19 protein-coding genes and 2 rRNA genes are annotated in these 24,936 nt (G+C 66.2%); 20 read left to right on the forward strand and 1 reads right to left on the reverse strand.

Annotation, left to right across the window (positions count from 1 at the left end; translation table 11 throughout):
• The first annotated feature begins 347 nt into the window (after nt 1-347).
• From AXE84_RS09980 to AXE84_RS10060, 16 genes are all read left to right on the forward strand, one after another.
• Nucleotides 348-3,530 (forward strand): 23S ribosomal RNA (locus AXE84_RS09980).
• 192 nt (nt 3,531-3,722) lie between these two features.
• Nucleotides 3,723-3,839, forward strand: a 5S ribosomal RNA gene (gene rrf, locus AXE84_RS09985).
• 734 nt (nt 3,840-4,573) lie between these two features.
• Entirely contained in the window at nt 4,574-5,422 is an 849-nt protein-coding gene (locus AXE84_RS09995; RefSeq protein WP_060957769.1) for a hypothetical protein, read from the forward strand.
• On the forward strand, nt 5,419-6,519 hold the full coding sequence (locus AXE84_RS10000; RefSeq protein WP_081093146.1) for an HAD-IIA family hydrolase: 1,101 nt from the start codon (nt 5,419-5,421) through the stop codon (nt 6,517-6,519). Before AXE84_RS09995 ends, AXE84_RS10000 begins: the two co-directional genes overlap by 4 nt.
• An 86-nt stretch (nt 6,520-6,605) precedes the next feature.
• On the forward strand, nt 6,606-6,860 hold the full coding sequence (locus tag AXE84_RS10005; protein WP_060957770.1) for a hypothetical protein: 255 nt from the start codon (nt 6,606-6,608) through the stop codon (nt 6,858-6,860).
• 1 nt (nt 6,861) lies between these two features.
• Nucleotides 6,862-7,734, forward strand: a complete 873-nt coding sequence (locus AXE84_RS10010; RefSeq protein ID WP_060957771.1) for a TlyA family RNA methyltransferase — start codon at nt 6,862-6,864, stop codon at nt 7,732-7,734.
• Between the two features lie 125 nt (nt 7,735-7,859).
• On the forward strand, nt 7,860-8,819 hold the full coding sequence (locus AXE84_RS10015) for an NAD kinase (RefSeq protein WP_060957772.1): 960 nt from the start codon (nt 7,860-7,862) through the stop codon (nt 8,817-8,819).
• Complete coding sequence (gene recN / locus AXE84_RS10020) at nt 8,816-10,624, forward strand: DNA repair protein RecN (RefSeq protein ID WP_060957773.1); 1,809 nt, start codon at nt 8,816-8,818, stop codon at nt 10,622-10,624. Before AXE84_RS10015 ends, recN begins: the two co-directional genes overlap by 4 nt.
• Nucleotides 10,621-11,826 carry a putative cytokinetic ring protein SteA gene (gene steA, locus AXE84_RS10025; protein WP_060957774.1) on the forward strand — a complete coding sequence of 402 codons (1,206 nt, stop codon included), beginning with the start codon at nt 10,621-10,623 and terminating at the stop codon, nt 11,824-11,826. Before recN ends, steA begins: the two co-directional genes overlap by 4 nt.
• Before the next feature lie 58 nt (nt 11,827-11,884).
• Entirely contained in the window at nt 11,885-12,820 is a 936-nt protein-coding gene (locus tag AXE84_RS10030) for a copper transporter (RefSeq protein WP_060957775.1), read from the forward strand.
• Nucleotides 12,821-12,916: 96 nt separating this feature from the next.
• A complete protein-coding gene (locus AXE84_RS10035; RefSeq protein WP_060957776.1) occupies nt 12,917-13,834 on the forward strand; it encodes a hypothetical protein in 918 nt (305 codons plus the stop codon).
• Nucleotides 13,834-15,483 (forward strand): murein biosynthesis integral membrane protein MurJ, encoded by a 1,650-nt coding sequence (gene murJ / locus AXE84_RS10040; protein ID WP_060957777.1) that lies wholly within the window; start codon nt 13,834-13,836, stop codon nt 15,481-15,483. Before AXE84_RS10035 ends, murJ begins: the two co-directional genes overlap by 1 nt.
• Nucleotides 15,480-16,637 carry a glycosyltransferase family 4 protein gene (locus AXE84_RS10045; RefSeq protein ID WP_060957778.1) on the forward strand — a complete coding sequence of 386 codons (1,158 nt, stop codon included), beginning with the start codon at nt 15,480-15,482 and terminating at the stop codon, nt 16,635-16,637. The genes murJ and AXE84_RS10045 overlap by 4 nt, the downstream gene beginning before the upstream one ends.
• A gap of 82 nt (nt 16,638-16,719) precedes the next feature.
• Nucleotides 16,720-17,424, forward strand: a complete 705-nt coding sequence (locus AXE84_RS10050) for an NUDIX domain-containing protein (protein WP_060957779.1) — start codon at nt 16,720-16,722, stop codon at nt 17,422-17,424.
• A 267-nt stretch (nt 17,425-17,691) separates the two neighbouring features.
• Complete coding sequence (locus tag AXE84_RS10055) at nt 17,692-18,705, forward strand: LacI family DNA-binding transcriptional regulator (protein WP_040321047.1); 1,014 nt, start codon at nt 17,692-17,694, stop codon at nt 18,703-18,705.
• 100 nt (nt 18,706-18,805) lie between these two features.
• The gene (locus AXE84_RS10060) at nt 18,806-20,080 is read left to right on the forward strand and encodes an extracellular solute-binding protein (protein ID WP_236750051.1); all 1,275 of its coding nucleotides are present in this window, start codon (nt 18,806-18,808) and stop codon (nt 20,078-20,080) included.
• 66 nt (nt 20,081-20,146) lie between these two features.
• Here the strand turns inward: AXE84_RS10060 and AXE84_RS13325 are convergent, their stop codons facing one another.
• A complete protein-coding gene (locus AXE84_RS13325) occupies nt 20,147-20,284 on the reverse strand; it encodes a hypothetical protein (protein ID WP_232211259.1) in 138 nt (45 codons plus the stop codon).
• Between AXE84_RS13325 and AXE84_RS10065 the strand changes: the two genes are divergently transcribed.
• The 4 genes from AXE84_RS10065 to AXE84_RS10080 all read left to right on the forward strand — a co-directional run bounded on the left by AXE84_RS10065 (nt 20,283) and on the right by AXE84_RS10080 (nt 24,773).
• On the forward strand, nt 20,283-21,125 hold the full coding sequence (locus AXE84_RS10065; protein ID WP_020991458.1) for a carbohydrate ABC transporter permease: 843 nt from the start codon (nt 20,283-20,285) through the stop codon (nt 21,123-21,125). The two genes, AXE84_RS13325 and AXE84_RS10065, sit on opposite strands and share 2 nt — an antisense overlap.
• A gap of 1 nt (nt 21,126) precedes the next feature.
• Nucleotides 21,127-22,098, forward strand: a complete 972-nt coding sequence (locus AXE84_RS10070) for a carbohydrate ABC transporter permease (protein WP_060957781.1) — start codon at nt 21,127-21,129, stop codon at nt 22,096-22,098.
• 156 nt (nt 22,099-22,254) lie between these two features.
• Entirely contained in the window at nt 22,255-23,868 is a 1,614-nt protein-coding gene (locus AXE84_RS10075) for a glycoside hydrolase family 32 protein (RefSeq protein ID WP_060957782.1), read from the forward strand.
• A complete protein-coding gene (locus AXE84_RS10080) occupies nt 23,853-24,773 on the forward strand; it encodes a glycosyl hydrolase family 32 (RefSeq protein WP_060957783.1) in 921 nt (306 codons plus the stop codon). Before AXE84_RS10075 ends, AXE84_RS10080 begins: the two co-directional genes overlap by 16 nt.
• Nucleotides 24,774-24,936: the final 163 nt, after the last annotated feature.

The raw sequence follows: 24,936 nt of genomic DNA on the forward strand, positions 1-24,936 counted from the left end.
GGGTCTGGGCCGGCTGGGGGGTCTGCCCTTGCGGAAGGGCCGGGCAGCCGACTGTCGTGCACTGGTGTGCGGGGTGGTTGGTTTGTCTGGTGCTGGCATGAGAGACACGCCCGCTGCTGCCCTGTTGGGTGGTGGTGGGTGCCCCCGCGTGCGTTGGTGTGTGGGGGTGGCATGCTGTCGGGGTTCTGGGGCAGTGCGCCCTGGTTGCCTGACCCGTCTGGGGCTCCTGATTTGTTGGGGGTTGTGGGTGGGTGTGGGTGGGTTGGTTGTGAACTGTATAGTGGACGCGAGCATCTTACTGTAAGATTTCTGCGACAAAATTGTTTCTTGTTTTGTTCGTGTGTCTTTGTTGTTTGTTTTTTTGAGCGTTCGGTGGATGCCTTGGCATCAGGGGCCGATGAAGGACGTGGTGGCCTGCGATATTCCTCGGGGAGCCGGCTGGCGGGCTGTGATCCGAGGGTTTCCGAATGGGGGGACCCGGCACGAGTTATGTCGTGTCACCTGCATCTGAATTGTATAGGGTGTGGGGGGTGACGCGGGGAAGTGAAACATCTCAGTACCCGTAGGAGAAGATATTCCGTGAGTAGTGGCGAGCGAAAGCGGATGATGGTTAAACCGTGTGCGTGTGATACTCGGCAGGGGTTGCGTGTGCGGGGTTGTGGGGCTGTCCTGTCCTCTTCTGCCGGAGAGGGGGCGCGTGTGCTGGCCGGTAGCTGAATCGTCTGGGAAGGCGTGGCGTAGTGGGTGATACCCCGTAGGCGGAACTGGTTGGTGCGTGTCTGGGACAGTATTGCCCGAGTAGCACGGGGCTCGTGGAATCCTGTGTGAATCTGCCAAGACCACTTGGCTGCCTGAATACCTCCTGATGACCGATAGTGGATAGTACCGTGAGGGAATGGTGAAAAGTACCCCGGGAGGGGAGTGAAATAGTACCTGAAACCGGGCGCTTACAAGCCGTCAGAGCCTTCCGCACCTTGTGTGTGGGGGTGGTGGCGTGCCTTTTGAAGAATGAGCCTGCGAGTCAGTGGCGTGTCGCGAGGTTAACCCGTGTGGGGTAGCCGTAGCGAGAGCGAGTCCGAATAGGGCGTTTGTAGTGGCGCGTTCTGGACCCGAAGCGGGGTGATCTACCCATGGCCAGGTTGAAGCACGTGTAAGAGCGTGTGGAGGACCGAACCCACCTAGGTTGAAAACTGGGGGGATGAGCTGTGGGTAGGGGTGAAAGGCCAATCAAACTCCGTGATAGCTGGTTCTCCCCGAAATGCATTTAGGTGCAGCGTCGCGTGTTGCCCGGCGGAGGTAGAGCTACTGGGTGGCTGATGGGCCCCACAGGGTTACTGACGTCAACCAAACTCCGAATGCCGTCGGGTCTAGCGTGGCAGTGAGACCGCGGGGGATAAGCTCCGTGGTCGAGAGGGAAACAGCCCAGATCGCCGGCTAAGGCCCCTAAGCGTGTGCTAAGTGGGAAAGGATGTGCGGTCGCGCAGACAACCAGGAGGTTGGCTTAGAAGCAGCCATCCTTGAAAGAGTGCGTAATAGCTCACTGGTCAAGTGATCGTGCGCCGACAATGTAGCGGGGCTCAAGCACACCGCCGAAGCCGCGGACCCATGACATGGTTCCCTTCACCGTCCGGCTTGCCCGGGTGGTGGCAGGGGTTGTGGGTGGTAGGGGAGCGTCCTGCACCGGGGGAAGCCTGTGGGTGACTGCTGGTGGACGGTGCGGGAGTGAGAATGCAGGCATGAGTAGCGATACTAGGGTGAGAAGCCCTAGCGCCGAATGACCAAGGGTTCCAGGGCCAGGCTAGTCCGCCCTGGGTGAGTCGGGACCTAAGGCGAGGCCGACAGGCGTAGTCGATGGATGACGGGTTGATATTCCCGTACCGGCGAAGCACCGCCCATGCTGACGCGCGGGTGCTAACCCACGCCCAACCACCATATAGGCCGCATGTGTCAGGTTCGCCTGACGGTGTGGTTGTGGTGGTGGGGTCTGGGGATCCTCCGTGCAGGTAGGCAAGCGTGTTAACAGGGGTGACGCACAGTGGTAGCCCGGCGGACCTGATGGCTTGGTCCGTTCAAGCGCGCAGCCCGTCTCCCAGGTAAATCCGGGGGACTGTCTTTGATGACGGGGGTGAGGCGTGATGGTGACCTCACGTTGGTGGGGGATAACAGGGTGATCCTGGGGTGCCGAGAAAAGCCTCGACGCGATGGTGCCAGCCGCCCGTACCCTAAACCGACACAGGTGGTCGGGCAGAGTATGCCTAGGCGCACGAGTGAATCATGGTTAAGGAACTCGGCAAAATGCCCCCGTAACTTCGGGAGAAGGGGGGCCTGATCCCTGAAGCCCCATTTGCGGGCTAGGGGGGAGGGTCGCAGAGGCCAGGGGGAAGCGACTGTTTACTAAAAACACAGGTCCGTGCGAAGCCGTAAGGCGATGTATACGGACTGACGCCTGCCCGGTGCTGGAAGGTTAAGAGGAACCATCAACCCCCTCGGGGGTGAAGTGGTGAATTTAAGCCCCAGTAAACGGCGGTGGTAACTATAACCATCCTAAGGTAGCGAAATTCCTTGTCGGGTAAGTTCCGACCTGCACGAATGGCGTAACGACTTCCCCGCTGTCTCAACCATGAGCTCGGCGAAATTGCAGTACGAGTAAAGATGCTCGTTTCGCGCAGAAGGACGGAAAGACCCCGGGACCTTTACTACAGCTTGGTATTGGCGCCCGCTATAGCTTGTGCAGGATAGGTGGGAGACTGTGAAGCCGTTACGCCAGTGGCGGTGGAGTCGTCCTTGAAATACCACTCTGGTTATGGCGTGCGCCTGAACCTGGGCCCGTGATCCGGGTTAGGGACAGTGCCTGGTGGGTAGTTTAACTGGGGCGGTTGCCTCCTAAAGTGTAACGGAGGCGCTCAAAGGTTCCCTCAGCCTGGTCGGCAACCAGGTGTTGAGTGCAAGTGCACAAGGGAGCTTGACTGTGAGACCGACGGGTCGAGCAGGTACGAAAGTAGGAACTAGTGATCCGGCGATCCCGTGTGGGTGGGTCGTCGCTCAACGGATAAAAGGTACCCCGGGGATAACAGGCTGATCCTGCCCAAGAGTCCATATCGACGGCATGGTTTGGCACCTCGATGTCGGCTCGTCGCATCCTGGGGCTGGAGCAGGTCCCAAGGGTTGGGCTGTTCGCCCATTAAAGCGGTACGCGAGCTGGGTTTAGAACGTCGTGAGACAGTTCGGTCCCTATCCTCTGCGCGCGCAGGAGACTTGAGAAGGCCTGTCCCTAGTACGAGAGGACCGGGACGGACGAACCTCTGGTGTGCCAGTTGTCCCGCCCGGGGCACGGCTGGTTGGCTACGTTCGGGAAGGGTAACCGCTGAAAGCATCTAAGCGGGAAACCATCTTCAAGATAAGGTCTCCACAAGAAGGACTTGTCCTTTTTGGTAGGCCCCCAGCAGACTACTGGGTTGATAGGCCAGGAGTGGAAGACCGGCAACGGTCTGTGAGCTGACTGGTACTAATAGGCCGACACAAACAACAACACCCCAACACGCCAGTGGTTAAACCCTGGCGGGGGTGAGCAACCACAGTAAAGCGAAGCGTCCACTATACGGTCCACACCCAACCCGCACCACCAACCACACACGCATGCGTGTGTTTGGGGTAGGCAGTCACACGGACAACCGAATAGACTCGTACCAGAGACGACGGCCGCGCACTGCCCACGTAGTCGTCTCGGTGGTCACAGCGACAGGGAAACGCCCGGCCCCATCCCGAACCCGGAAGCTAAGCCTGACAGCGCCGATGGTACTGCACCCGCCAGGGTGCGGGAGAGTAGGACACCACCGAGCACAAACCACCGGTATCGGGTCGGTTCCCACAACGCGCGTGGGAACCGACCCGATACTGCTTACTGTCCGCCTGCCGCTGGTGACCGTCAGTATGCAGCACCAATCAGCGTGCACCACACCACGTGTCGCCGAGTCCCGTTACGCCTGAGCACCTTGGTCCAGGTAGGCTCCTCCCAGGTATTCAAGGACAGCGGGGGAACTGACGGCAGTCCCGGAGTGAAAGAAGGACCATGGCGTATCAGGACCGTCAGCACGGCTCGGACCACGGCGAGACAGGTCGGCGTCGCCACAATGGCGAGCGTCACGGCTTCGGAGCGCGTCACCGTTCCGCAGGGGAAGACGCTCACTCTCGCCGCAGCGGACGCCCGGGACGGGACGATGACTCCTACGGCTCGCGGGGACGTTCCGAGCGGTCGAGCCGCGGGGAGCACTCTTCGCACAATGATCGCCGGCGCCGCGACGACTGGCGTGACGAACGGCGTCGTGATGGTGAGAACGGTGATAGGCGCGGCGGCCGTCATGGTCGCAGGCCTGGGCGTGTCAACGACCGCTCCGGACGGAAGGACTCGCGTGGCAGGCGTGATGACCGGAGTGGTCGTCCACCGCAGCGTCAGCGCGTCCCCGAGCCCACGGTTCCGGACAACGTCGAGCCTGCAGATCTTGAACGCGGCGCCAGGGCCGAGCTGCGCGCCCTGGGGCGTGCCAACGCTGAGAACGTCGCCCGGCACCTGGTCATGGTCCAGCGCCTCCTCAACGACGATCCTCAAGCCGCCTACGAGCACGCGCGCTACGCCGCCTCCCACGCGGGCCGTGTCGCCGTCGTCCGGGAGACGGCAGGAATCGCGGCATATCTCGCCGGCCACTACAGCGAGGCGCTCCGAGAGATTCGCGCCGCCAGGCGCCTGTCCGGTCTTGACCTGCACCGGGCCATCGAGGTCGACTGCGAGCGTGCACTGGGTAACCTCGACAAGGCCCTCCAAGCCGCTCAAGCGGCAGACCCGCGCCAGCTCGACGAGATCGAACGGGCCGAGTTGGCCATGGTCGTCTCCAGTCTTCGCCACGACATGGGCCAGACCGATCTTGGCCTGCTCATCATCGAGGATGCCATCAGGGCGCGTCCCTCCGACAGTGACACCCTCAGACGCCTGCACTCGGTGCGTGCCGACCGGCTCGAAGAGCTCGGACGCAACCGGGAGGCTGAGGCCATCCGTGACCGGATCGGTCCAGAGCCGGTGGAGGAGGACGAGGTCGAGGTCTTCGACATCGAGGACGACTACGACTCCGAGACCCCCGAAGAGAGCACCTCGGAGAGTTCCGGCACTCAGTCCGCCACCGATTCTGATGGTGACACGAATGACGAGTCGGTGAGCGAGACGACCGAGACCTCACAGGCTCCTGGAGAGCCGGCTCAGGACGAGGCCTCACTGGACATCGAGGAGCACGACGAGCCTGTGGACCGGGACGAGGACGCTCAGTGGTCGCAGTCCTTCGCCGAGCGCGTCGAGGCCGAGATGGCCGAGCTGCTCCAGGACGCGCAGGACACGTCGACGCCTTCCGCCAAATCCTCTGAGGAGTCCCGATGACCATGTCGCAGGCCACTGATACCGCAGCCCCCGCCACCCTGATCGGCAGCGAGCAGCCCCTGTACGCGGCCTACGACGTCGCCCTGCTGGACCTCGACGGCGTCTGCTTCGCCGGCGAGGCCCGAGTTCCCCACGCGGCCGACAACGTCAACGCCGCCCGCAAGGCCGGAATGCACCTGTCCTTCGTCACCAACAACGCCTCACGGGCTCCTCAGACGGTTGTGGACAAGCTGGCGGCCAACGACATCACTGCAAAGGCGTCTGAGGTCTTCAGCGCCGCTATGGATGCGGCCGCCATGCTCACTGAGCACGTTGAACCGGGCTCCATGGTGCTCGTCCTCGGCGGCGACGGCGTTCGCCAGGCCCTCCTCGACGAGGGCTTCCAGGTAACCAGCAGTGCGCAGGACGGGCCCGTGGCCGTCGTCCAGGGCTGGGACCCGGCGGTGGACTGGGCGCTGCTGTCTGAAGGCGTCTACGCCATCAATGCCGGGGCCCTCCACGTGGCCACCAACCTCGATGCGACCCTGCCCACCGAGAGGGGCTTCGCCCTGGGCAACGGCAGTCTCGTGGCCGCCGTCGTCCATGCGTCGGGCAAGGAGCCCCTGGCCGGGGGCAAGCCCTTCCCCGGTATCTACACGCGCGCCCTCAAGCGGGCCGGTGGGACCAGGCCCCTGGCTGTCGGCGACCGGCTCAACACCGACCACGTCGGGGCACGAGCCGCCGGGATCCCCGGGCTGCACGTCCTCACCGGCGTCTCCGACGCGAGGGACGTCATCTGCGCGCCGGCAACCGAGCGTCCCAGCTTCCTTCACACCGACCTGCGTGGCCTGACCGAGCCCCACCCCGAGCCGGCGCGAGTTGAGCTCGACGGCCAGGTGTGGTGGCGGGTCGGAAACCGTAGCGCCCGAGTCCTCGGCTCCGGGCTCGAGCTCCAGGACACCGGCGCTGTGACCTCTCCGGACGGTAGTGCGGTGCGTATCGACCTGGACTCCTACCGGGCGCTGGCCGTGGCTGCCTGGGACTGGGCCGACGCCCAGGGCCACCAAGGTGAGGCCGCAGCGCTGGAGGTGCCCCAGATCGAGGTGATCGAGCCCTGAGACCCCGGCCGGGGGCAGTGAGACTGCTACCGGAGGAATAGAGGAGCCCGCAGCAGCAGCGCGAACAATGTCGATGGGAGTCAGGTATGAGCGGCAACGAGGCGAGAACCGACGTCGGGGAGGAGAAGCCCGCAACGTCGGACTCCGCGCTCCGGCCTGCTCCTCGGCCGCCGGTGCCTGCGCCTCCGCGTGCCGACGTCGCCCTGACGGCGGCCCAAAGGCTCCATGACCACACCGACGAGCTCGCCCAGATCGCTCAGATGCCCCTGGAGGAGCGCGCAGCCGCCCTGGCCGCCATTCACGAGGACCTCGCCTCCGTCCTGCACAAGGCGGAAGGCTGATATGGCCAGGCTCATCCGCATCGACTCAGAGCTCGTGCGCCGCGGGCTGGCCCGCTCCCGCACCCACGCCGCCACGCTCATCGCCGACGGTCACGTTACCCTCGACGGCGAGGTCGTCACCAAGCCCGCCCGTCAGGTCAACCCGGCCCAGGCCATCGAGATCCTGGTGCCCTCAGCAGACGACTACGTCTCCCGCGGTGCCCACAAGCTCGCCGGCGCGCTGGATGCGCTGGGCCGCCGCGGCCTGGCACCCCGCGTCGAGGGACGTCGCTGCCTGGACGCCGGCGCCTCGACCGGCGGCTTCACCGACGTCCTCCTGCGCCGCGGTGCTGAGCACGTCGTGGCCGTCGACGTCGGCTACGGCCAGCTGGCATGGTCGCTGCGCTCCGACCCCCGCGTCACCGCCCTGGACCGTACCAACATCCGCACACTGGATCCCGAGGTCGTCGCCCCCGCCCCGGAGCTGGTCGTGGGCGACCTGTCCTTCATCTCCCTGACCCTGGTCCTCGCACCGCTGCTGCGCGCCGCGGCCGACGACGCCGACCTCCTGCTCATGGTCAAGCCCCAGTTCGAGGTGGGCAAGGACCGGGTCGGGCACGGGGGAGTGGTGCGCGACCCAGAGCTCCATGTGGACACCGTCATGACGGTGGCCGAGCGGGCCCATGCTCTGGGTGTGGGAGTCGAGGCCGTGACCGCCTCCCCTCTGCCGGGGCCCGCCGGTAACGTTGAGTACTTCCTGAGCATGCACGCCTCCCGCGCCGGTTGCCCCGGGGACCTGAGCGGGGACGAGCTGCGCTCCAGCATCGAGGACGCCGTCGCCGCCGGCCCCGCGGCGGGCGGTACGCGACGACGCAGAACAAGGACCCGCCCATGAGCAAGCTGAGCCCTTCAGACACCAGTGCTGCGGCGCGGCCGGTCGCCCCGGCCGACACAGCCGCTCTCCACCGGTCTTCGCAGCAGCCGGGAACGGCGCAGCAGGGCCGGAGGATCTCGCGTGTCATGCTGCTGCAGCGCGAGCTCAACGACAAGCCCGTCCCCGTCCCCAGGCCCAGTGCTCCCACGGCCAGCGCCGTGGCCCGGGCCTCGGAGGCGCTGCGCGCCCGAGGAGTTGAGCCAGTCGGCCCGGACTGCACCGATCACGTCGACCTCGTCCTGGTGCTCGGCGGCGACGGCACGATCCTGCGAGCCTTCGAGATCGCCCGCGAACGCGACATCCCCCTGGTAGGCATCAACACCGGCCACGTTGGCTTCCTGGCCGAGGCCGACCCCGACGGCATCGAGCAGGTCGTCGCGGATCTGGTCGCCGGCCGCTACACGGTCGAGACCCGCACCACCCTGGACGTGGAGGTCATCTGTCCTGACGGGACGGTCACGCGCGACTGGGCACTCAACGAGGCGGCCCTGGAGAAGCGCGACCGCGCCCGCATGATCGAGGTCGCCATCGGCGTGGACGGCCAGGCCGTCTCCTCCTTCGGCTGCGACGGCCTCATCATGTCCACCCCCACCGGCTCGACCGCCTACGCCTTCTCCTGTGGTGGCCCCGTCATCTGGCCCGAGGTCGAGGCGCTCCTCCTGGTGCCCGTGGCTGCGCACGCCCTGTTCACCCGCCCCCTGGTCCTGGGCCCCAACTCCTGCATGGAGGTCGTCGTCCAGCGGGTGGGCTTCGGAGGTGCCGAGATCTGGTGCGATGGCAGACGCAGCCTGGACGTGCCGGTCGGCGCCAGGATCCGGGTCACCCGAGCGGCGCGTCCGGTACGCCTGGCACGTTTCAACCAGGCCCCCTTCGCCAGCCGCCTGGTGCGCAAGTTCGACCTGCCCGTGGAGGGCTGGCGGGCCTCCAGCAGCGCCGATGAGGCCTACTCACCCGAGGAGGACGCGCTGCACCAGCCAATGGACACCTCCGCTGACACGAGCACCGACGGCGGGAGCCGGCCGGACTCCTCGGGAGGGACAGCGTGATCGAGTCTTTGCACATCGAGGACCTCGGTGTCATCGAGGAGGCCGATCTTCCCCTCAGCCGCGGCCTGACCGCCCTGACCGGTGAGACCGGCGCCGGTAAGACGATGGTGCTCACCTCGCTCGGGCTGCTGCTGGGGCAGCGGGCTGAGACCACCATCGTGCGCACCGGTGCCGAGCGCAGCCTGGTTGAGGGCGCCTTCCTGGTTGACCCGGACTCGCGCGTCGCCGCCCGCGTCGTCGAGGCCGGCGGCGATCTCGACGACGACCTCCTCCTGGCCTCTCGCACGGTCCCCGCCTCCGGACGCTCCCGCGCCTACCTGGGAGGGCGCTCCGTACCGGCCTCGGTCCTCAGTGAGGTGGGCGGCAGGCTGGTCTCCGTCCACGGCCAGGCCGACCAGCTGCGGCTGCGCTCGACCGCGGCCCAACGCGCTGCCCTGGACTCACTGGGCGGCCAGGACCACGCCGCCCTGTGCCGCCGCTACGCCCAGGCCTACCAGACGCGCCGACAGGCCGACCAGGAGCTCCAGGACTGGCAGGCATCGGCTCAGGCCCGAGCCGTCGAGGTGGCCCAGCTGCGCACCTGGCTCGAGGCCCTGGAGGAGGTCGACCCCCGCAGCGGTGAGGACCGGGAGCTGACGGCGGAGGCCGAGAGACTCGACCACGCCGAGGACCTGCGCAGAGCCGCCACCGGAGCCCGCACTGCCCTCAGCGGGGAGGAGTCCGCCACCGGGCAGGCGCCCGATGTCGTCTCCCTCATCGCCTACGCGCACCGCAGCCTGAGTGCCGAGTCCGACCGGGACCCCGCCCTGGCTGAGCTGGCCGCGCGCACCCAGCGCCTGGGCATCGACGCAGCCGACATCGCCGCCGAGCTGGGCGGGTACCTGTCCGCGCTGAGCGCCGACCCGGCTCGCCTCGCCCAGGTCCAGGACCGCCGCGGAGAGCTCGCCCGCGCCTGCCGGGAGATCGGCGGACCCCAGGAGCAGCTCGACGACGTCGATGCCCTCCTGGCCTGGGGCGAGCGGGCGGCCGCGCGTCTGGCCGAGCTCGACGGGCCCCAGGACACCGCCACCGTCCTGGCCGAGCGCCTGGCTGCTGCTGACGAGGAGCTGGCCGGTGTTGGTGCCGAGCTGAGCCAGGCCCGTCAGCAGCTCGGCGAGCGTCTTGAGCAGGCCGTCACCGCAGAGCTGGAGGGCCTGGAGATGAAGGGTGCCCGACTCGTCGTCAAGCTGGACCGGCTCGATGAGCCCGGGCCCACCGGCCTGGAGAGCGTCGCCCTCACCCTCGTCTCACACCCCGGCGCACCCGGCCTGCCCCTGGGCAAGGGGGCATCGGGAGGTGAGCTGTCCCGCATCATGCTCGCCCTGGAGGTGGTGCTCGCCGACGCCGCGGCCTTAGCGCGCCCCTCCACCCACACCCGCACCCTCGTCTTCGACGAGATCGACGCCGGGGTGGGAGGCCGGGCCGCCCGGGAGATCGGCAGGAGGCTGGCCCGTCTGGCGCGACACCACCAGGTCATCGTCGTCACCCACCTGGCGCAGGTGGCGGCCTGGGCCGACACCCACCTCGTGGTGCGCAAGGAGACGGTCACCGATGCTGAAGCCCGTCCCAGCTCCGCAGAGACGTCCGCAAGGAATGTGAGAAAGTCCCAGCCAGGACGCACCCGTACACAGGTCTTCGTCGTCGAAGGCCAGGAGAGAGAACGAGAGCTGGCCCGGATGCTCTCCGGGCACGAGGACTCCCAGGCAGCGCTCCGGCACGCCGCTGAGCTTCTCCAGGAAGCAGTCGTGGGACAATCCGAGCCGTGAGGAATCCCTTCCGCAGGAAGTCTGCGTCCGTCTCCGAGCATCCCAGCGGTGTCGTACGCGTCGACGCGCGCACGAAGAAGCTCACCAAGCGTCTCCAGCCCGGGGAAATTGCCATCATCGACCACACCGACCTCGATCGGGTGGCCGCCGAGGCTCTGGTGGAGTGCGGTGCCTTAGCGGTTCTCAACGCCTCCCCGTCCATCTCCGGGCGCTACCCGAACCTCGGCCCCGGAATCCTCCTTGACGCGGGAATCCCGCTCGTGGACGACCTGGGCCCCGACATCATGCGCCTGCATGACGGTCAGCACGTCACTGTCGAGGACGGCTCGGTGCGGGTTGAGGGCAAGGAGCAGATCATCGCCGAAGGAGCGGTCCAGACCAAGCAGACCGTTGCCGAGGCCATGGAGGAGGCTCAGAAGGGCCTGTCCGTCCAGCTGGAGGCCTTCGCCGCCAACACCATGGAGTACATGCGCGGAGAGTGGGACCTACTCCTCAACGGCGTCGGCATGCCCTCACTGACCACGCAGATGAGTGGCAAGCACGTCCTGGTGGTCGTGCGCGGTTACTCCTACAAGGAGGACCTGCAGGCGCTCAGGCCCTACATCCGCGAGTACAAGCCCGTCATCATCGGCGTCGACGGAGGCGCCGACGCCGTCCTGGACGCAGGCTTCAAACCGACCATGATCGTGGGCGACATGGACTCCGTGTCCGACAAGGCACTGACCTGCGGCGCCGAGATCGTCGTCCACGCCTACCGTGACGGACGCGCCCCGGGCCTGGCCCATGTCGAGGAGCTCGGGGTCGAGCACCATGTCTTCGCGGCCACCGGTACCAGTGAGGACATCGCCATGCTCATGGCCGATGAGGCCGGTGCCGAGATCATCGTGGCCCTGGGGACGCACGCCACCCTGCTGGAATTCCTCGACAAGGGGCGCGCCGGCATGTCCTCGACCTTCCTGACCCGGCTCAAGGTCGGTGGCCGACTCATCGACGCCAAGGGCGTCTCCCAGCTCTACCGCACTCGCATCTCGGGGTGGTGGCTACTGTTCCTGGCCCTGGCGGGCACCTTCGCCCTGGCCATCGCCCTGATGTCCACGCCCGGTGGACAGACCTTCCTGGGCCTGTCCGGTGCCGTGTGGGACGACGTCGTCAACTTCTTCCGCTCACTGGTGGGCCTTGCCCCGAACTCACCCACCGTCTAACGACCCCCGCCCATCTGAGAGGCAGCGCCTCTCACGGTCATCTTCAAGGTCTTCAACCATGATCGACTTCCGCTATCACCTGGTATCGCTCATCTCCGTGTTCCTGGCCCTCGCCGTCGGGGTCGTCCTGGGAGCCGGCCCCCTGCAGAACTCCCTGGGAACCGCGCTCAACGATCAGGTCACCGCCCTGCGAGAGAACCGCAACGCCACCCAGACCAAGCTCGAGCAGACGGAGACGGCCGTCAACGAGCGGGACTCCTACATCACTCAGGCCGCCAGCGGCCTCCTGCCCGGGACCCTGGCCTCCAAGAATGTGGCCATGGTGCTCCTGCCCGAGGCCAAGGCCGAGGACGCCGACGCCATCACCACCCAGCTCAAGAACGCAGGTGCCACCGTCACCGGCCGGGTGAGTCTGACCAGCACCTGGGTGGACCTGTCCCGGGAGAACTACCGCTCCACCTTCTCCGGACAGGTCCAGGGGCACCTGGACAGCACCACCTCCAAGGACGCCAACGGCATTCTGGGGGAGGCACTGGCCAAGGCCCTGACCGCCAACGACGACTCCTCCCGAGTCCTCATGGACATGCTGTCGGTGACAGCGGACAAGTCCGGCACGCCCTTCGTCTCCGTGGACTCCACACCCACCGCCCCTGCCGAGATGATCGTCGTCGTCGGGCCGCGCCCGCAGGCCTCCTCCGGCAATGGGGCGACGGTCGAGGCCACACCGGGGCAGGACCCCAAGGCCTGGGCCAAGGCGTTGGAGGGGACGGCCGGCCGGGCGCCCACAGTCGTCGTTGGCTCAGCCGACGGTGACGACGGCGTCGTCAGCATCATCCGCTCGGAGAAGGCGAAGGTGACCACTGTCGACTCCGTCGGCCAGATCGCCGCCTCCGTGTCCACCCCTCTGGCCCTGGCCTCCACCCGAGCGGGAACCATTGGCCACTACGGCTTCGATAAGGGAGCCGAGGCAGTCATGCCGCCAGTGACCAAGTAGTCCCTGTCCTCAGGTGACCCAGGCGGCTCAGGCGCTGTGGCCGAGTCATGGGTGGCGGCGCAGAGATCCGTCCTGGCCCTGCCTTAGGCTGAGGCCATGGCTGGCACGATCACGCGAGTAAGCTCCTACGCCCGAGACCTGGCAAGGGTGGGTATTAAGGCAGCGGGCACCGCCCTGTCCTGCTCCGTATGCCTGGCTCCCATCGCCCAGGGACTGGAGCGCATCAACTTCCACGGCCGTACCGTGAGCCTGCGCGGAGGCGTCGGGGCCGCAGCCGGCGCCGTGACGGCTGGGATCGAGGCCGGCAGGCTCCTGCGGGGCAGGACGGGCTCACCCTCGCGGGCAGGACTCGCCGCCACCCTCGCGTCTGCGGCCGGTGGGTGCGCCGGCCTGGTCGACGACCTCGATGCCGGGGCCCACGACGGCGACACCCCCGCCAAGGGCCTCAAGGGTCACCTCACCGCCCTCGCCCACGGGCGCGTCACCACCGGAGCCCTCAAGATCGCCGTCATCGGCTCAGGGGCGCTTGTCGGCGGTGTCCTCCTGGCCCGCCACCGCAGCTCGGGTGCCGGCGCACGTCCGCCAGCGTCCAGTGCCGTTGACGTCGTGTCCAGTGCTGTGGTCATCGCGGCCTGGGCGAACCTGCTCAACCTGCTCGACCTGCGTCCCGGACGGGCCCTCAAGACCGCCTGCATCGTGAGCACCCCGCTGCTGGCCACCCCCGGACGCGACGGCGAGCCCACCCGGATGCTGGCCGCGGGCACCCTGGGAGTCAGCCTCATGGCCCTGCCGGAGGACCTCCTGGAGAACACGATGCTGGGGGACACCGGGGCCAATGCCATCGGCGCCCTGCTGGGAACCGCCTTGGCCTGCCACCCCCACGCCGTGGTGCGCGCCGGAGCCGCCCTGAGCGGGGTGAGCCTCATCCTGGTCAGCGAGAAGGTGTCCTTCTCCCGCGTCATCTCCGACACCCCGGTGCTGGCCGCACTCGACGGGCTGGGGCGCCGCCCCTGATGGCATCCCAGCAACGCCGCGGCGGCCTGCTCTCAGCGGCCGGGTCCGTCGCCGGCTTGACCCTCGTCTCCCGTGTCCTGGGGTTCCTGCGCTGGCTCGTCCAGGCCGCCACCGTCGGCACCGGCACGGTGGCGGGCGCCTACACCACGGCCAACCAGCTGCCCAACACCCTCTACGAGGTCGTCGTCGGCGGGGTTCTGGCCGCCACCGTCGTTCCGCTCCTGGCGGCACCGATCGCCGCGGGCAGGCGTGAGGAGGTCACCGCCACCGCCTCGGGGCTGCTGGGCCTGGTCCTGGCGGTCCTGACCCCGCTGTCCCTGGGGCTCATCGTCCTGGCCGCCCCGATCGCCTCCCTGTTCCCCACCTCCCAGGGCGTGGAGCCGACGCTTCAGCATGAGCTCGTCGCCTCCTTCCTGCGCATGTTCGCCCTGCAGGTGCCCATGTACGGGGTGGCCGTCGTCCTCACCGGCGTCCTCCAGGCTCACAACCGCTTCACCTGGCCAGCGCTGACACCGATGCTCTCCAGCCTCGTGGTCATGGCGACCTACGGCCTCTACGGGGTGCTGGCTGGCGGCGACGACGCAGCCGCCTCCAGGCTCGCCCTCCAGGTGCTGGGCTGGGGGACGACCCTCGGGGTGGCCGCCCTCAGCCTGCCGTTGCTGTGGCCGGTCCACCGACTGGGACTGGGACTGCGCCCCACCCTGCGACTGGGGGGCGGCCAGGCCCGGCGGGCGCTGCGGCTCGGCGGGGCCGGGGTGTGGACGATCCTCGCCCAGCAGGTGAGCGTCCTGGTGGTCCTGGCCATGGCCCGTTGGGGCGGGCAGACCGGAACCGCGGCGGTCTACCAGTACACGCAAGCCGTCTACGTCCTTCCCTACGCAGTGCTGGCCGTCCCCGTGGCCACCGTCCTCTACCCCCGCCTGACCGCCGCCTTCGAGGCCCGCGAGCTGTCGGCGGGCAGTCCCGGCGGCACAGGTGTGGATGAGGACGCCACGAGGCTGGTGGCTACCTCCACGGCCCTGGTCACCGCCGTCGCTGTGGCCGGAACCGCCATGCTGCTGGCCGCCAGCGCCGCCGCCGAGCGCTTCTTCTCCTTCAAGCAGGTCGACGGGATGGGCCAGGCGCTGGCCGTCCTGGCGCCTGGACTGATCGGCTACGCCCTCATCTACCAGGTCACCCGGGTCCTGTTCGCCGCCGACCGCTCTCGGCCCGCCGCTCACGCCACCGCGGCCGGCTGGCTGACCGTGGCGGTGGCCTGTGCCGCCTGCGTGCGCCTCATGGCGCCCTCGGGCGGGGACGGGCGCGCTACCCTCGTGGCCCTGGGAGTGGGCACGACCATCGGGATGACGGTGGCGGGGGTAAGCCTGCTGATCGTCCTGGCCCGGATCATGGGGGGCCGCGTGCTGCGCTCCACCCTGACCTCGCTCGGTGCGGGGCTGCCCGTGGCCCTCGTCCTCGGGCTGGCCGTCCGAGAGGCGACCACCCGCGTCACCTACCTGCCCCTGGCCGTCATCACCGCCGTGATCGGCGCCGCTGCGGCTGTGGCCCTCGTCCTGGTGGTCATCCACCTGGCTGACCGCAGCCTCCTGGCATCGGTACGTGGCGGCAGGCCGACGGTGACAACGAAGGACGACAAGGAGCAACCATGAGCGACGTCGACGCCACGAATAAGCCCGGTGCCGTACAGGACCCGCAGGTCGGACGCCGGAGGATCCTCCAGGTGTGTGGATCAGCCGCTGGAGGGGTTCGGGCCCACCTGGCTGACTGCGCCCGCCTCCTGGCCGCCAACGGCCACGACGTCATTGTCGAGGCCCCCGCCGCGGTCCTTGACGGACTGGATATCGAGCCGGCTCGCGCCGAGCCACTCGAGATCGGCCCACGCCCCAGCCTCAACGACACCCTGTCCGTGGCCAGGCTGCGTCGCCTGGGCCGGCGCGCCGACGTCCTTCACGCCCACGGCCTGCGAGCCGGGGCCCTGGCCGCCCTGGCCCTGGGACGACGCCGCCGCGGACGCACACGGCTGGTCGTCACCCTTCACAACCTCACCGTCGGGGGGCGCCTGACCACCTTGGTGGGGGACAGGCTCGAGCGGCTCATCGCCCGGCGCGCCGACCTCGTCCTGGCGGTCAGCCCCGACCTGGCCGAACGGGCCCAGGATCTTGGCGCCCCACACGTCGAGGTCGCCATCATCCCCGCGGTGTCACCGCAGCAGCCCGCCGAACCGAGCCCCTCCGACGCGGCCGCGGCGGAGGATGCCTGGCCGCGAAGCGGGGCCCGCCTCCTGACCGTCGCCCGCCTGGCTCCCCAGAAGGGCCTGCCGCTGCTGCTCGAGGCCGCCGCGATCCTCTCCCGCGAGGTCGACGCCGGCCGGCTGACCGCCTTCACCTGGGCCCTCGCCGGGGACGGCCCCGGCCGCGAGCAGGCCGCTGAGCGCATCGCCGCCGAACAGCTCCCGGTCACCCTCCTGGGGCGGCGAAGCGATGCTCCGGCCCTCATGGAGGTCGCTGACATCGTCGTCCAGACCAGCCTGTGGGAGGGCCAGCCCCTCACCATCCAGGAGGCTCTGCGCGCAGGCACCGCGATCGTGGCCACCGACGTCGGAGGCACCGCCGTGACCGCCAGAGGAGGAGCCCTCCTCGTGGACCCTCAGGCCCAGACCATCGCGGAGGCACTTCGAACCCTCCTGAGCGACCCCGAGGCCCGCACCCGCGCCGCTGAACGCGCGCAGGCGGCGGCCAGGCTCCTTCCCGGGCTCGAGGACCTGGCGGCCCAGCTGCGACAGACGGTCCTCGACCTGCACTGAGCCGCCCTGTCCCGAGCGGTAGCATCGTGGTGCCCGAGCGCCCAGCAGCGACGACGCCGGCAGCGAGAATGAGGAGCCAATCGTGGATCATCCGGTGACGAGCACCCGCAGCAGCGACGGCATAGAGAACAGCCTCGCCGACACGCGCGAACCGGGCCGGGAACTGGTCTCCAGCGAGCGGGTCTGGAGCGGACCGATCTTCGCCGTCGACGCCGACCAGGTGCGCCTCGGCCCCGGTCAGGAGCAGGTGGCCCGTCAGGTCGTCGTCCACCACGACGCCGTCGCCGTCGTCGCGCTGCGCGAGGGCGAGGCATCCTCCCAGGCCGACGGCGCCGCGGAGATCCTCATGATCCGCCAGTACCGTCATCCCGTGCGCGCCTGCCTGTGGGAGATCCCCGCGGGACTGCTCGACGTGGCGGGGGAGGACCCCGCCGTCGCCGCCGCCCGCGAGCTCGCCGAGGAGACCGACTACGCGGCGGCCACCTGGAACACGCTGGCCGAGTTCTACGCCTCGCCCGGCTTCACCACTGAGGGGGCCCGGATCTTCCTCGCCCAGGACCTGAGCCTGCTGCCCGAGGACCAGCGCACTGCCCGCGAGGCCGAGGAGGCCGAGTTTGTGCCCACCTGGGTCCGACTGGATAAGGCACTCGACGCCGTCATGGACGGCCGCCTGCACAACCCGTCCACGGTGCTCGGGGTCCTGGCCACGGCTCAGGCACGTTCCCGCGGCTGGGCAGGGCTGCGTCCCGCTGACGCCCCCTGGCTGCGCAGCCCGGAGAGCCTGTAGGACGAGTCAAAGTACTTGTCTGTCGCCAGTGGGAGCACTTTCGGACCGGTGTTCCTGGGCAGGATAGTGACCAGGATTCGGCGAGTCTGCCCGCCATGGTGAGCGAGGGTCGCCTGACTCAGGTGAAGAACACCTTGAACATCAATCGATTAATCGACTTGGCTCAATGTGGTTAACCGGTTGACTCATGAGCGTGTTCTGAGTCATGATCTCTCTGTGTCCGGTACCGATGCCGGGCCTCCCGACCAGAAGAGGGGAGGGGAGATGATGACGACTCTCGCCGATGTCGCTGCCGCGGCTGGTGTCTCCAAGGCTGCGGCCTCCCTCGTGCTCTCCGGCAAGTTCGAGGGGCGCGTGAGTGAGCGCAAGGCTGAGCGGGTCCGTATGGCCGCTGATGAGCTCGGCTACGTTCGTGACGCCATTGCCGGTGGCATGCGCAACGGTCGAACCCGGACGATCGGGGTCATCGGCGAGCGTGTCCTGTCCACGCCCTACGCCGTCTCCATGATCGACGCTGTTCTGTCCACCAGTCAGAGCCTCGGGTGGTCCGTCCTTCTCACTGACGCAGGACGCGACGGCGTTGCCGCCAAGGAGGCAGTCCGCGAAATGGTCGCCCGGCGCGTCGGCCAGGTGGTCATTGCCTCGATGTATCACCGCGTTGTTCCGGTTCCTGAGCAGATCAAGGATGTCGTCGTGCTCAACGGCGTTGCTGACCGCCCTGGGGTTCCTGGTGTCGTTCCCGATGAGCGTCAAGGCGCCAGCGATGCCGTTGCCCACCTCGTCGACCTCGGCCACCGCCGTATCGGCTACCTTGGGCACGACGACGCCGAGAGTATCGCTGTGCGTGAGCGTTCCGACTCCTACCGCCACAGCCTTCGAGAGGCCGGGCTGGCGGTGGACGAGTCGCTCCTCGTCACCGGGGGACTCGACCCCGATAGTGTCGACGCCACTGCCCGCCGTCTCCTCGACCGGCCTGATCGTCCGACCGCCGTCTTCTGCTACAACGACGCCCTGGCGGCCGGCGTCTTCCGGCAGGCGGTACGCCTGGGGATCTCCATTCCCAACGACCTCTCTGTTATCGGCTTTGACGACCTCGCGCTCATCTCTACGAACCTCGATCCCAGGCTCACCACGATGCGCCTGCCGCACTGGGAGATGGCCGAGTGGCTCACTCGCGAGCTCGCTGCGGGCCGTACAGCCGAGCTCCCGGACGTCACTCGTTTCCCCTGCCCTCTCATCGAGCGAGCCTCCACGGCGCCTCCCGCCACCTCGCTGCCGTAGTTCGGGCGCCGCACACGAGGTCGGCCCCACCAGCTCTCCGCCCGATGGGTGGAGTCAGATCCCCACCTCTCACACTGATACACAAAGGAGTGCCATCATGATGACCACCCGCCGTATGTTTCTCGGCGCCAGCGCCGCCGCCTTGACCACGCTTGCCGCATGCTCCTCTCAGTCCGGAAAGGGGACGGGCGGCCTGACGCTCTGGACCCACAACGGAGGCAACAAGGAGGAGCTCGACGTCGTCAACAGCGCGGTCAAGGACTTCAACGCCGCGAACCCCAACACCCCGGTCACGGTGAAGTCCTTCCCGCAGGAGTCCTACAACGATGCCATCGCCTCAGCCGCAGTCTCCGGCAATCTGCCCGACATCCTCGACCTTGACGGCCCGATCATGTCCAACTGGGCCTGGGCCGGATACCTCTCGCCACTGACAATCTCGCAGGATCTCCAGGGAAAGATCATCGACTCCGCTAAAGGCGTCTGGAACAACAAGCTCTACTCCGTCGGCCCCTACGACACCTCGCTGTGCTTCCTCGGACGTAAGTCGGCCTTCGACAAAGCCGGTGTCACCATCCCCACGGTCAACAAGCCGTGGACGAAGGACGAGTTCATGGGTGCCCTCGACAAGCTCTCCAAGCTCGACGGCTTCAGCTACGCCATTGACATGTCGGTGTGGGACACCGCCGAGTGGTGGCCCTACGCCTACGCTCCCATGCTCCAGTCCTTCGGTGGCGACCTCATCGACCGCAAGAGCTATGAGACCGCCGAGGGCTTCCTCAACGGGGACAAGGCCGTCGAGTGGGGCACCTGGTTCCGTTCGCTGTTCACCTCCAACTACGCCTCTCAGACCCCGGCCAAGGACGGCCAGGACTTCCTTCAAGGCAAGGTGCCGCTCGTCTATGCCGGCGGATGGAAGGTCCTCAAGGCTCAGGAGACCTTCGGCGAGGACGAGGTTCTCATCCTCCCCCCTGTCGACTTCGGCGCGGGTGCTCACGTAGGCGGCGGCTCCTGGCAATGGGGTGTGTCCTCCTCCTCGAAGAACGCCGACGCTGCGAACAAGTTCATTGAGTTCCTCATGCAGGACAAGTACCTCGTTCAGTACTCCGACGCCATCGGCAACTTCCCGTCAATCGAGTCGGCCACCCCGAAGACGAAGTACTACGGCGAGGGCAAGCCGCTGGAGCCTGTTTACGAGATCGGTAAAAAGTACGCCCTCCTGCGTCCTGCGACACCCGGATACAAGGTCATCTCATCGACTTTCGACAAGGCCGCTCGGGACATCGTTTCCGGTTCCGATGTCAAGTCGACCCTCGACCAGGCCGTCAAGGACATCAACGCGGACATCAAGTCGAACGATGGCTACAAGGCCAAGTAGGTCAAGTAAGCCAAGTGCGCTACTGAGTACCTGATCGTGCGGCCGGTCAACAGCCGCGCCACCTTCCTACACCACCAGCACCGATCCGGCGTGCGCGTAAGAGTGCGCCGCCGGGAAGGGAACAGATATGGCAGCCCCCAGTACCATGAGGCGCCGCGGCAGGACCGCCGCATTGCGCAGAGAGGCTAGGACGGCGTGGCTCATGAGCTCGCCGGCCCTCCTGCTCCTCCTGCTTTTCATGGGCATTCCGATCCTGCTTACCTTCATCCTGTCCTTCACGAATACGCGTCTCATCTCCCCCAACCCTCCGCAGTTCATCGGGATGGAGAACTTCGTACGGGCGTTCACCGACGACCCGACCTTCATCCGGTCTCTGGTGAATACTGTCTTGTTCGCGCTCGTTGTCGTGCCCTTCCAGTCCATCCTTGCCCTAGCGTTGGCGATTCTTGTCAACCAGAAGGTCAAGGGAGTCACTGCTTTCCGGACAATGATCTTCATGCCCGTGGTGACCTCCATGGTTGTGGTCTCCATCCTGTGGAGCTTCTTCTATCAGGACAATGGCCTGTTCAACTCGATGCTCAACACCGTCACTGGCGGCGGGTGGTCCACCATTGCCTGGCTCAACCACCCTGGCACCGCGATGCCTGCCATTATCGTGCTGTCTATCTGGCAAGCGGTCGGTTTCCATATGATCATCTGGCTCTCCGGCCTGCAAATGATTGACCCGGTTCTCTACGAGGCCGCTGACCTTGATGGCGTCAACGGTTGGCAGCGCTTCCGCTACATAACATGGCCGGGGCTGCATTCGACGATGGTCTTCATCCTCGTCACCATCACGATTGCTGCGCTGGGCCTGTTCGTCCAGGTCGACGTTATGACATCCGGAGGTCCCCAAGATGCCACCTCGACAATCGTCTACCACGCGGTGCGCAGGGGTTACCGTGAGCAGGACATGGGGTACGGCAGCTCCATCTCACTCATATTCTTCATTGCCGTCCTGCTCATCAGTCTCATCCAGCGCTGGCTCACCAGGGAGAAGGACTGACATGCTCACTGAGACAACTAGGACCGATGCAGTACCTGCGACTACAGCCGTCGATGCCCTCGAGGCTCCCGAAAGGAGCCCGCGTTGCCGTGGCCGCGCCGCCACCAGGAAAAGGTCCAGGGTGCTGACGTACGTCGGCCTTGTCTTCGCCTCGTGCGTCGCTGTGTTCCCGCTGCTGTTCATGGTCTTCTCATCCTTCAAAGAAGACCACCAGATCTTCGCTGATCTCGGCTCCCTTAAGGCGTTCCTTCCGACCGTTCACCTATCACTGGATAACTACTCCGGAGTATTCGAGCGGGTCCCGGCTGTACGGTTTATCACAAACTCGCTCATCGTGACCGTTGCAATAGTATTGCTCGGTCTCATTGTCAACTCCATGATCGGATTTGCGATATCGCGTATGCGCTGGAGGGGCAAGAACATTGTGCTCTCGCTTGTCCTAGCCACCCTCATGGTTCCTTTCGAGACCATCGCTGTGCCGCTCGTATACTGGGTCGCCAAGTTGCCATCGCTGCAGTGGGTCGTTGACGGTTTTCTTGTCAAACAGGGAATGCTCAACACTTATCAGGTGCAGATTCTGCCCTTCGTTGCCAATGCACTCTCCATCTTCCTGTTCGCCCAGCACTTTGGTGATATCCCCAAGGAGATCGACGAGGCGGCCCGCGTTGATGGCGCGTCCTGGTGGGTGATCTACTCACGAATCATCGTGCCACTGTCTGGTCCGACCTTCGCCACAGTCGCCATCATCACGATGCTGCCGGCGTGGAACTCCTACCTGTGGCCGCTCATGGTCATCCAGGAGGAGTCTATGCGGCCCGCGAGTGTCGGTATGCAGTACTTCTTCCAACTCAACCCGGTATGGGGGCAGATCATGGCTTACGGCACACTCATCACTCTGCCTGTTCTTATCATTTTTGTTCTGTTCCAGCGCTCGTTCGTAGCGTCGTTGGCAGGTACCGCCGTCAAAGGCTGAGTGTGGGGTGCTTAACGAGCGGATCATGGGGCATGTTCCAATCTCGGCCCTGCTACGTAAGCGTGCACTGCCCACTGCCCTCGTGTCCGGTAGCGGCTCCGCCGCTCAGTTCATGCCTGTCTGAATATCTCAGCCTTGATCTCAAAGGAGAGACCTGTGACCACTGGAGACCCCGGCTTTAGCCGAAGGACCATATTGAGGACGGCGGCCGGAGTGGTCGTCGCCACAGCCGCTGGAACAGCCTGTGGCATGGCAACATCAACGTTTGCAAGCGCAGCTGTCAGCCGTCGCGCGCTTCTTCATCTCACCCCTACAACCGGGTGGTCCTGCGACCCCCAACGCCCGTACTACCTTGGTGGTCAACTCCACCTCCCACGCCTCCAGGCCGCCCGGACTGCAGGACCAGGAGGGTGGAGACTTGCGACCTCGACCGACGAAGTCTCTTTCTCCGACGTAGGCGATACGATCCCGCTCGTAGGTGACACTCCTGCGTGGAGCGGTTCGGCCGTCGTCGACACCGACAACACTGCCGGTCTTGGGGCCGGGGCGGTCGTCGCTCTCGTGACGCACGTGCCCCACGGCGACCTCACTCGCCAGGCCCAGTATCTCCACTGGTCAACGGATGACGGGCGCAGCTTTTCGATGCTCTCCGAACCAGTCATTCCGAACCCGAATGCTGATAATGCATCTACGGATGAGGAGATCGATAATGCCAGGTGGTTCCGTGACCCGAAGGTTGTCCGAGACGAGGTGCGCAGCCAATGGGTGTGCGTCATCGGTCGGCGTAAGTATCTCTCGTTCTACGTCTCCACTGACCTACACCACTGGCGGTGGACCTCCAACTTCGACTACCTCATACCTGGGGCTACCGATCTCGGAGGCATGGAGTGCCCTGATCTGTTCCGCATCATTGCCGATGACGGAACCAGCCACTGGGTCCTCGGCGCCTCAATGGACGGATGGGGAGCAGGATCGTTCGGCACCTACGCGTACTGGATAGGGAACTGGGATGGAACTCGGTTCGTGACAGACAACCTCAGACCGCAGTGGCTCGATCATGGGTATGACTGGTACGCGGCTGTTACTTGGCCAAGTGCCGACTCACCCCAGAACGTGAGGCATGCTGTCGCCTGGATGAACAACTGGAAGTACGCCGCCAGGCACGTTCCCACTCTCGACACCGATGGGTACAACGGTCAGTACTCTGTCGTTCGTGAAATCCGACTCTGTCGGCAGCCCGGCGGCTGGTACAGCCTGCTGAGCGCTCCCAAACCTGTGCTCGCGACCAGTATCCTCTCGCAGAAGTCCTTGGGCGACGTCAATGTCACCGGCCGCCGGGTACTCGACGTCACGACTGAGGCCTACGTTCTAACCACTGACATTGCCTGGACAAATGCAACTAACGTAGGCATAGAAGTCCTGCGCAGCTCAGACGGAACTCGGCACACCAACGTCGGCGTCTTTAATGGCCGCGTCTATGTCGACCGAGGTCCGAGCGAGAGCATATCGGCGCCCTTCGCTCCGTATACGCAGTCCGAGGCGCCTATCGACCCCGCCGCCCGTCATGTGCACCTCACTGTGGTCGTTGATCGCAACAGTGTCGAGGTCTTCGTCAATGCGGGCCACACCGTTCTGTCCAACCAGGTCTATCCCGCCGCCGGCGATCATGGCTTGGCCCTCTACTCCGATAACGGGAGCGCGGTGTTCTCCGACCTCTCCCTTAGAACCGTCTGCCCCCTGAGGAGACAGATCACATGGCACTTGCACTGAATGACCACTGGCTGTGGGACCACTGGATCTGTGACGACGGCGATCGTTATCACCTCTTCTTCCTACGGGCGTCGCGTGCGTTACACGACCCGGAGCGGCGGCACTTCCGTGCTTCCATGGGGCACGCCGTTTCCAGCGATGCGCGTACGTGGCAACTTTTGCCCGATGCCCTAGTGCATTCCGACGGGCCGGCGTTCGACGACAAGGCCATCTGGACCGGCTCCACCATCGTCAAGCCCGACGGTGCTATGCGTGTCTTCTACACCGGTATCTCTCGAGCAGAGGACGGGCTGGTTCAGCGCATCGGCTGGGCTGACTCCACTGACGGAGTGACGTTTGAACGCACGTGCGATGTTCCTCTGGAGGCGGACTCCAGGTGGTACGAGAGGAGGGAAACCGACGTCTCTGGCGCCGAGCACTGGAGGGATCCCTTTGTCTTCAGGCACGACGGGCGCTGGCACATGCTCATCACCGCCAGGGCGAAGGGGGCTGAGCACTTTGGTGCCGGCGTCATCGGTCATGCCGTCTCCGATGACCTGGACCACTGGCAGATCGGGCCGCCGCTGACCAGCCCGTCGGTCTTCGGTCAGCTGGAGGTTTCCCAGAGCCGGAGCGTTGACGACCGTCATCTCCTCGTCTTCTCCTGCGGTGACGACATGAAGGCTGAACCTGGTCCGGGCGGGGTGTGGGTCGCCGAGGGGGAGGGGGCGCTGGGGCCCTGGGATATCGACGGCGCCAGGTACGTGCGCCCAGAGCACCTCTATGCCGGTCAGCTGCTTCAGCTGCGCGACGGGGCGTGGGTCTTCACGGGCTTCGAGGACATCGTCAACGGTGAGTTCGTCGGTGCGGTTCCGGACCTTCTGCCGTGGGCTGTTGTCGAGCTTCTCCCAAGAGGCGGGCGCTAGGAGGCTGCGTCGTCGGTTGCCTGGACGGCGAGTGATCGAGGTGCCGTCCAGGACCGGGCTCGTCTCTAGCTCACCGTGCTGTGTCGGGTGACGGTGCAGTTTACGGTGCGCGAGGCCGGGCGTCCCGACCAACGACTAGTTAGGTATTCCTAGGTAAGGGTTA

Source organism: Actinomyces oris, from assembly GCF_001553935.1.
GTDB lineage: Bacteria > Actinomycetota > Actinomycetes > Actinomycetales > Actinomycetaceae > Actinomyces > Actinomyces oris_A.

Bases quoted from the DNA above. Each gene is read 5' to 3' on its own strand.
- AXE84_RS09995 (WP_060957769.1), top strand. From the start codon at position 4,574: ATGGTCCAGCGCCTCCTCAACGACGATCCTCAAGCCGCCTACGAGCAC.
- AXE84_RS10000 (WP_081093146.1), top strand. From the start codon at position 5,419: ATGACCATGTCGCAGGCCACTGATACCGCAGCCCCCGCCACCCTGATC.
- AXE84_RS10005 (WP_060957770.1), top strand. From the start codon at position 6,606: ATGAGCGGCAACGAGGCGAGAACCGACGTCGGGGAGGAGAAGCCCGCA.
- AXE84_RS10010 (WP_060957771.1), top strand. From the start codon at position 6,862: ATGGCCAGGCTCATCCGCATCGACTCAGAGCTCGTGCGCCGCGGGCTG.
- AXE84_RS10015 (WP_060957772.1), top strand. From the start codon at position 7,860: ATGCTGCTGCAGCGCGAGCTCAACGACAAGCCCGTCCCCGTCCCCAGG.
- AXE84_RS10030 (WP_060957775.1), top strand. From the start codon at position 11,885: ATGATCGACTTCCGCTATCACCTGGTATCGCTCATCTCCGTGTTCCTG.
- AXE84_RS10035 (WP_060957776.1), top strand. From the start codon at position 12,917: ATGGCTGGCACGATCACGCGAGTAAGCTCCTACGCCCGAGACCTGGCA.
- murJ (WP_060957777.1), top strand. From the start codon at position 13,834: ATGGCATCCCAGCAACGCCGCGGCGGCCTGCTCTCAGCGGCCGGGTCC.
- AXE84_RS10045 (WP_060957778.1), top strand. From the start codon at position 15,480: ATGAGCGACGTCGACGCCACGAATAAGCCCGGTGCCGTACAGGACCCG.
- AXE84_RS10055 (WP_040321047.1), top strand. From the start codon at position 17,692: ATGACGACTCTCGCCGATGTCGCTGCCGCGGCTGGTGTCTCCAAGGCT.
- AXE84_RS10060 (WP_236750051.1), top strand. From the start codon at position 18,806: ATGACCACCCGCCGTATGTTTCTCGGCGCCAGCGCCGCCGCCTTGACC.
- AXE84_RS10065 (WP_020991458.1), top strand. From the start codon at position 20,283: ATGAGCTCGCCGGCCCTCCTGCTCCTCCTGCTTTTCATGGGCATTCCG.
- AXE84_RS13325 (WP_232211259.1), bottom strand. From the start codon at position 20,284: ATGAGCCACGCCGTCCTAGCCTCTCTGCGCAATGCGGCGGTCCTGCCG.
- AXE84_RS10070 (WP_060957781.1), top strand. From the start codon at position 21,127: ATGCTCACTGAGACAACTAGGACCGATGCAGTACCTGCGACTACAGCC.
- AXE84_RS10080 (WP_060957783.1), top strand. From the start codon at position 23,853: ATGGCACTTGCACTGAATGACCACTGGCTGTGGGACCACTGGATCTGT.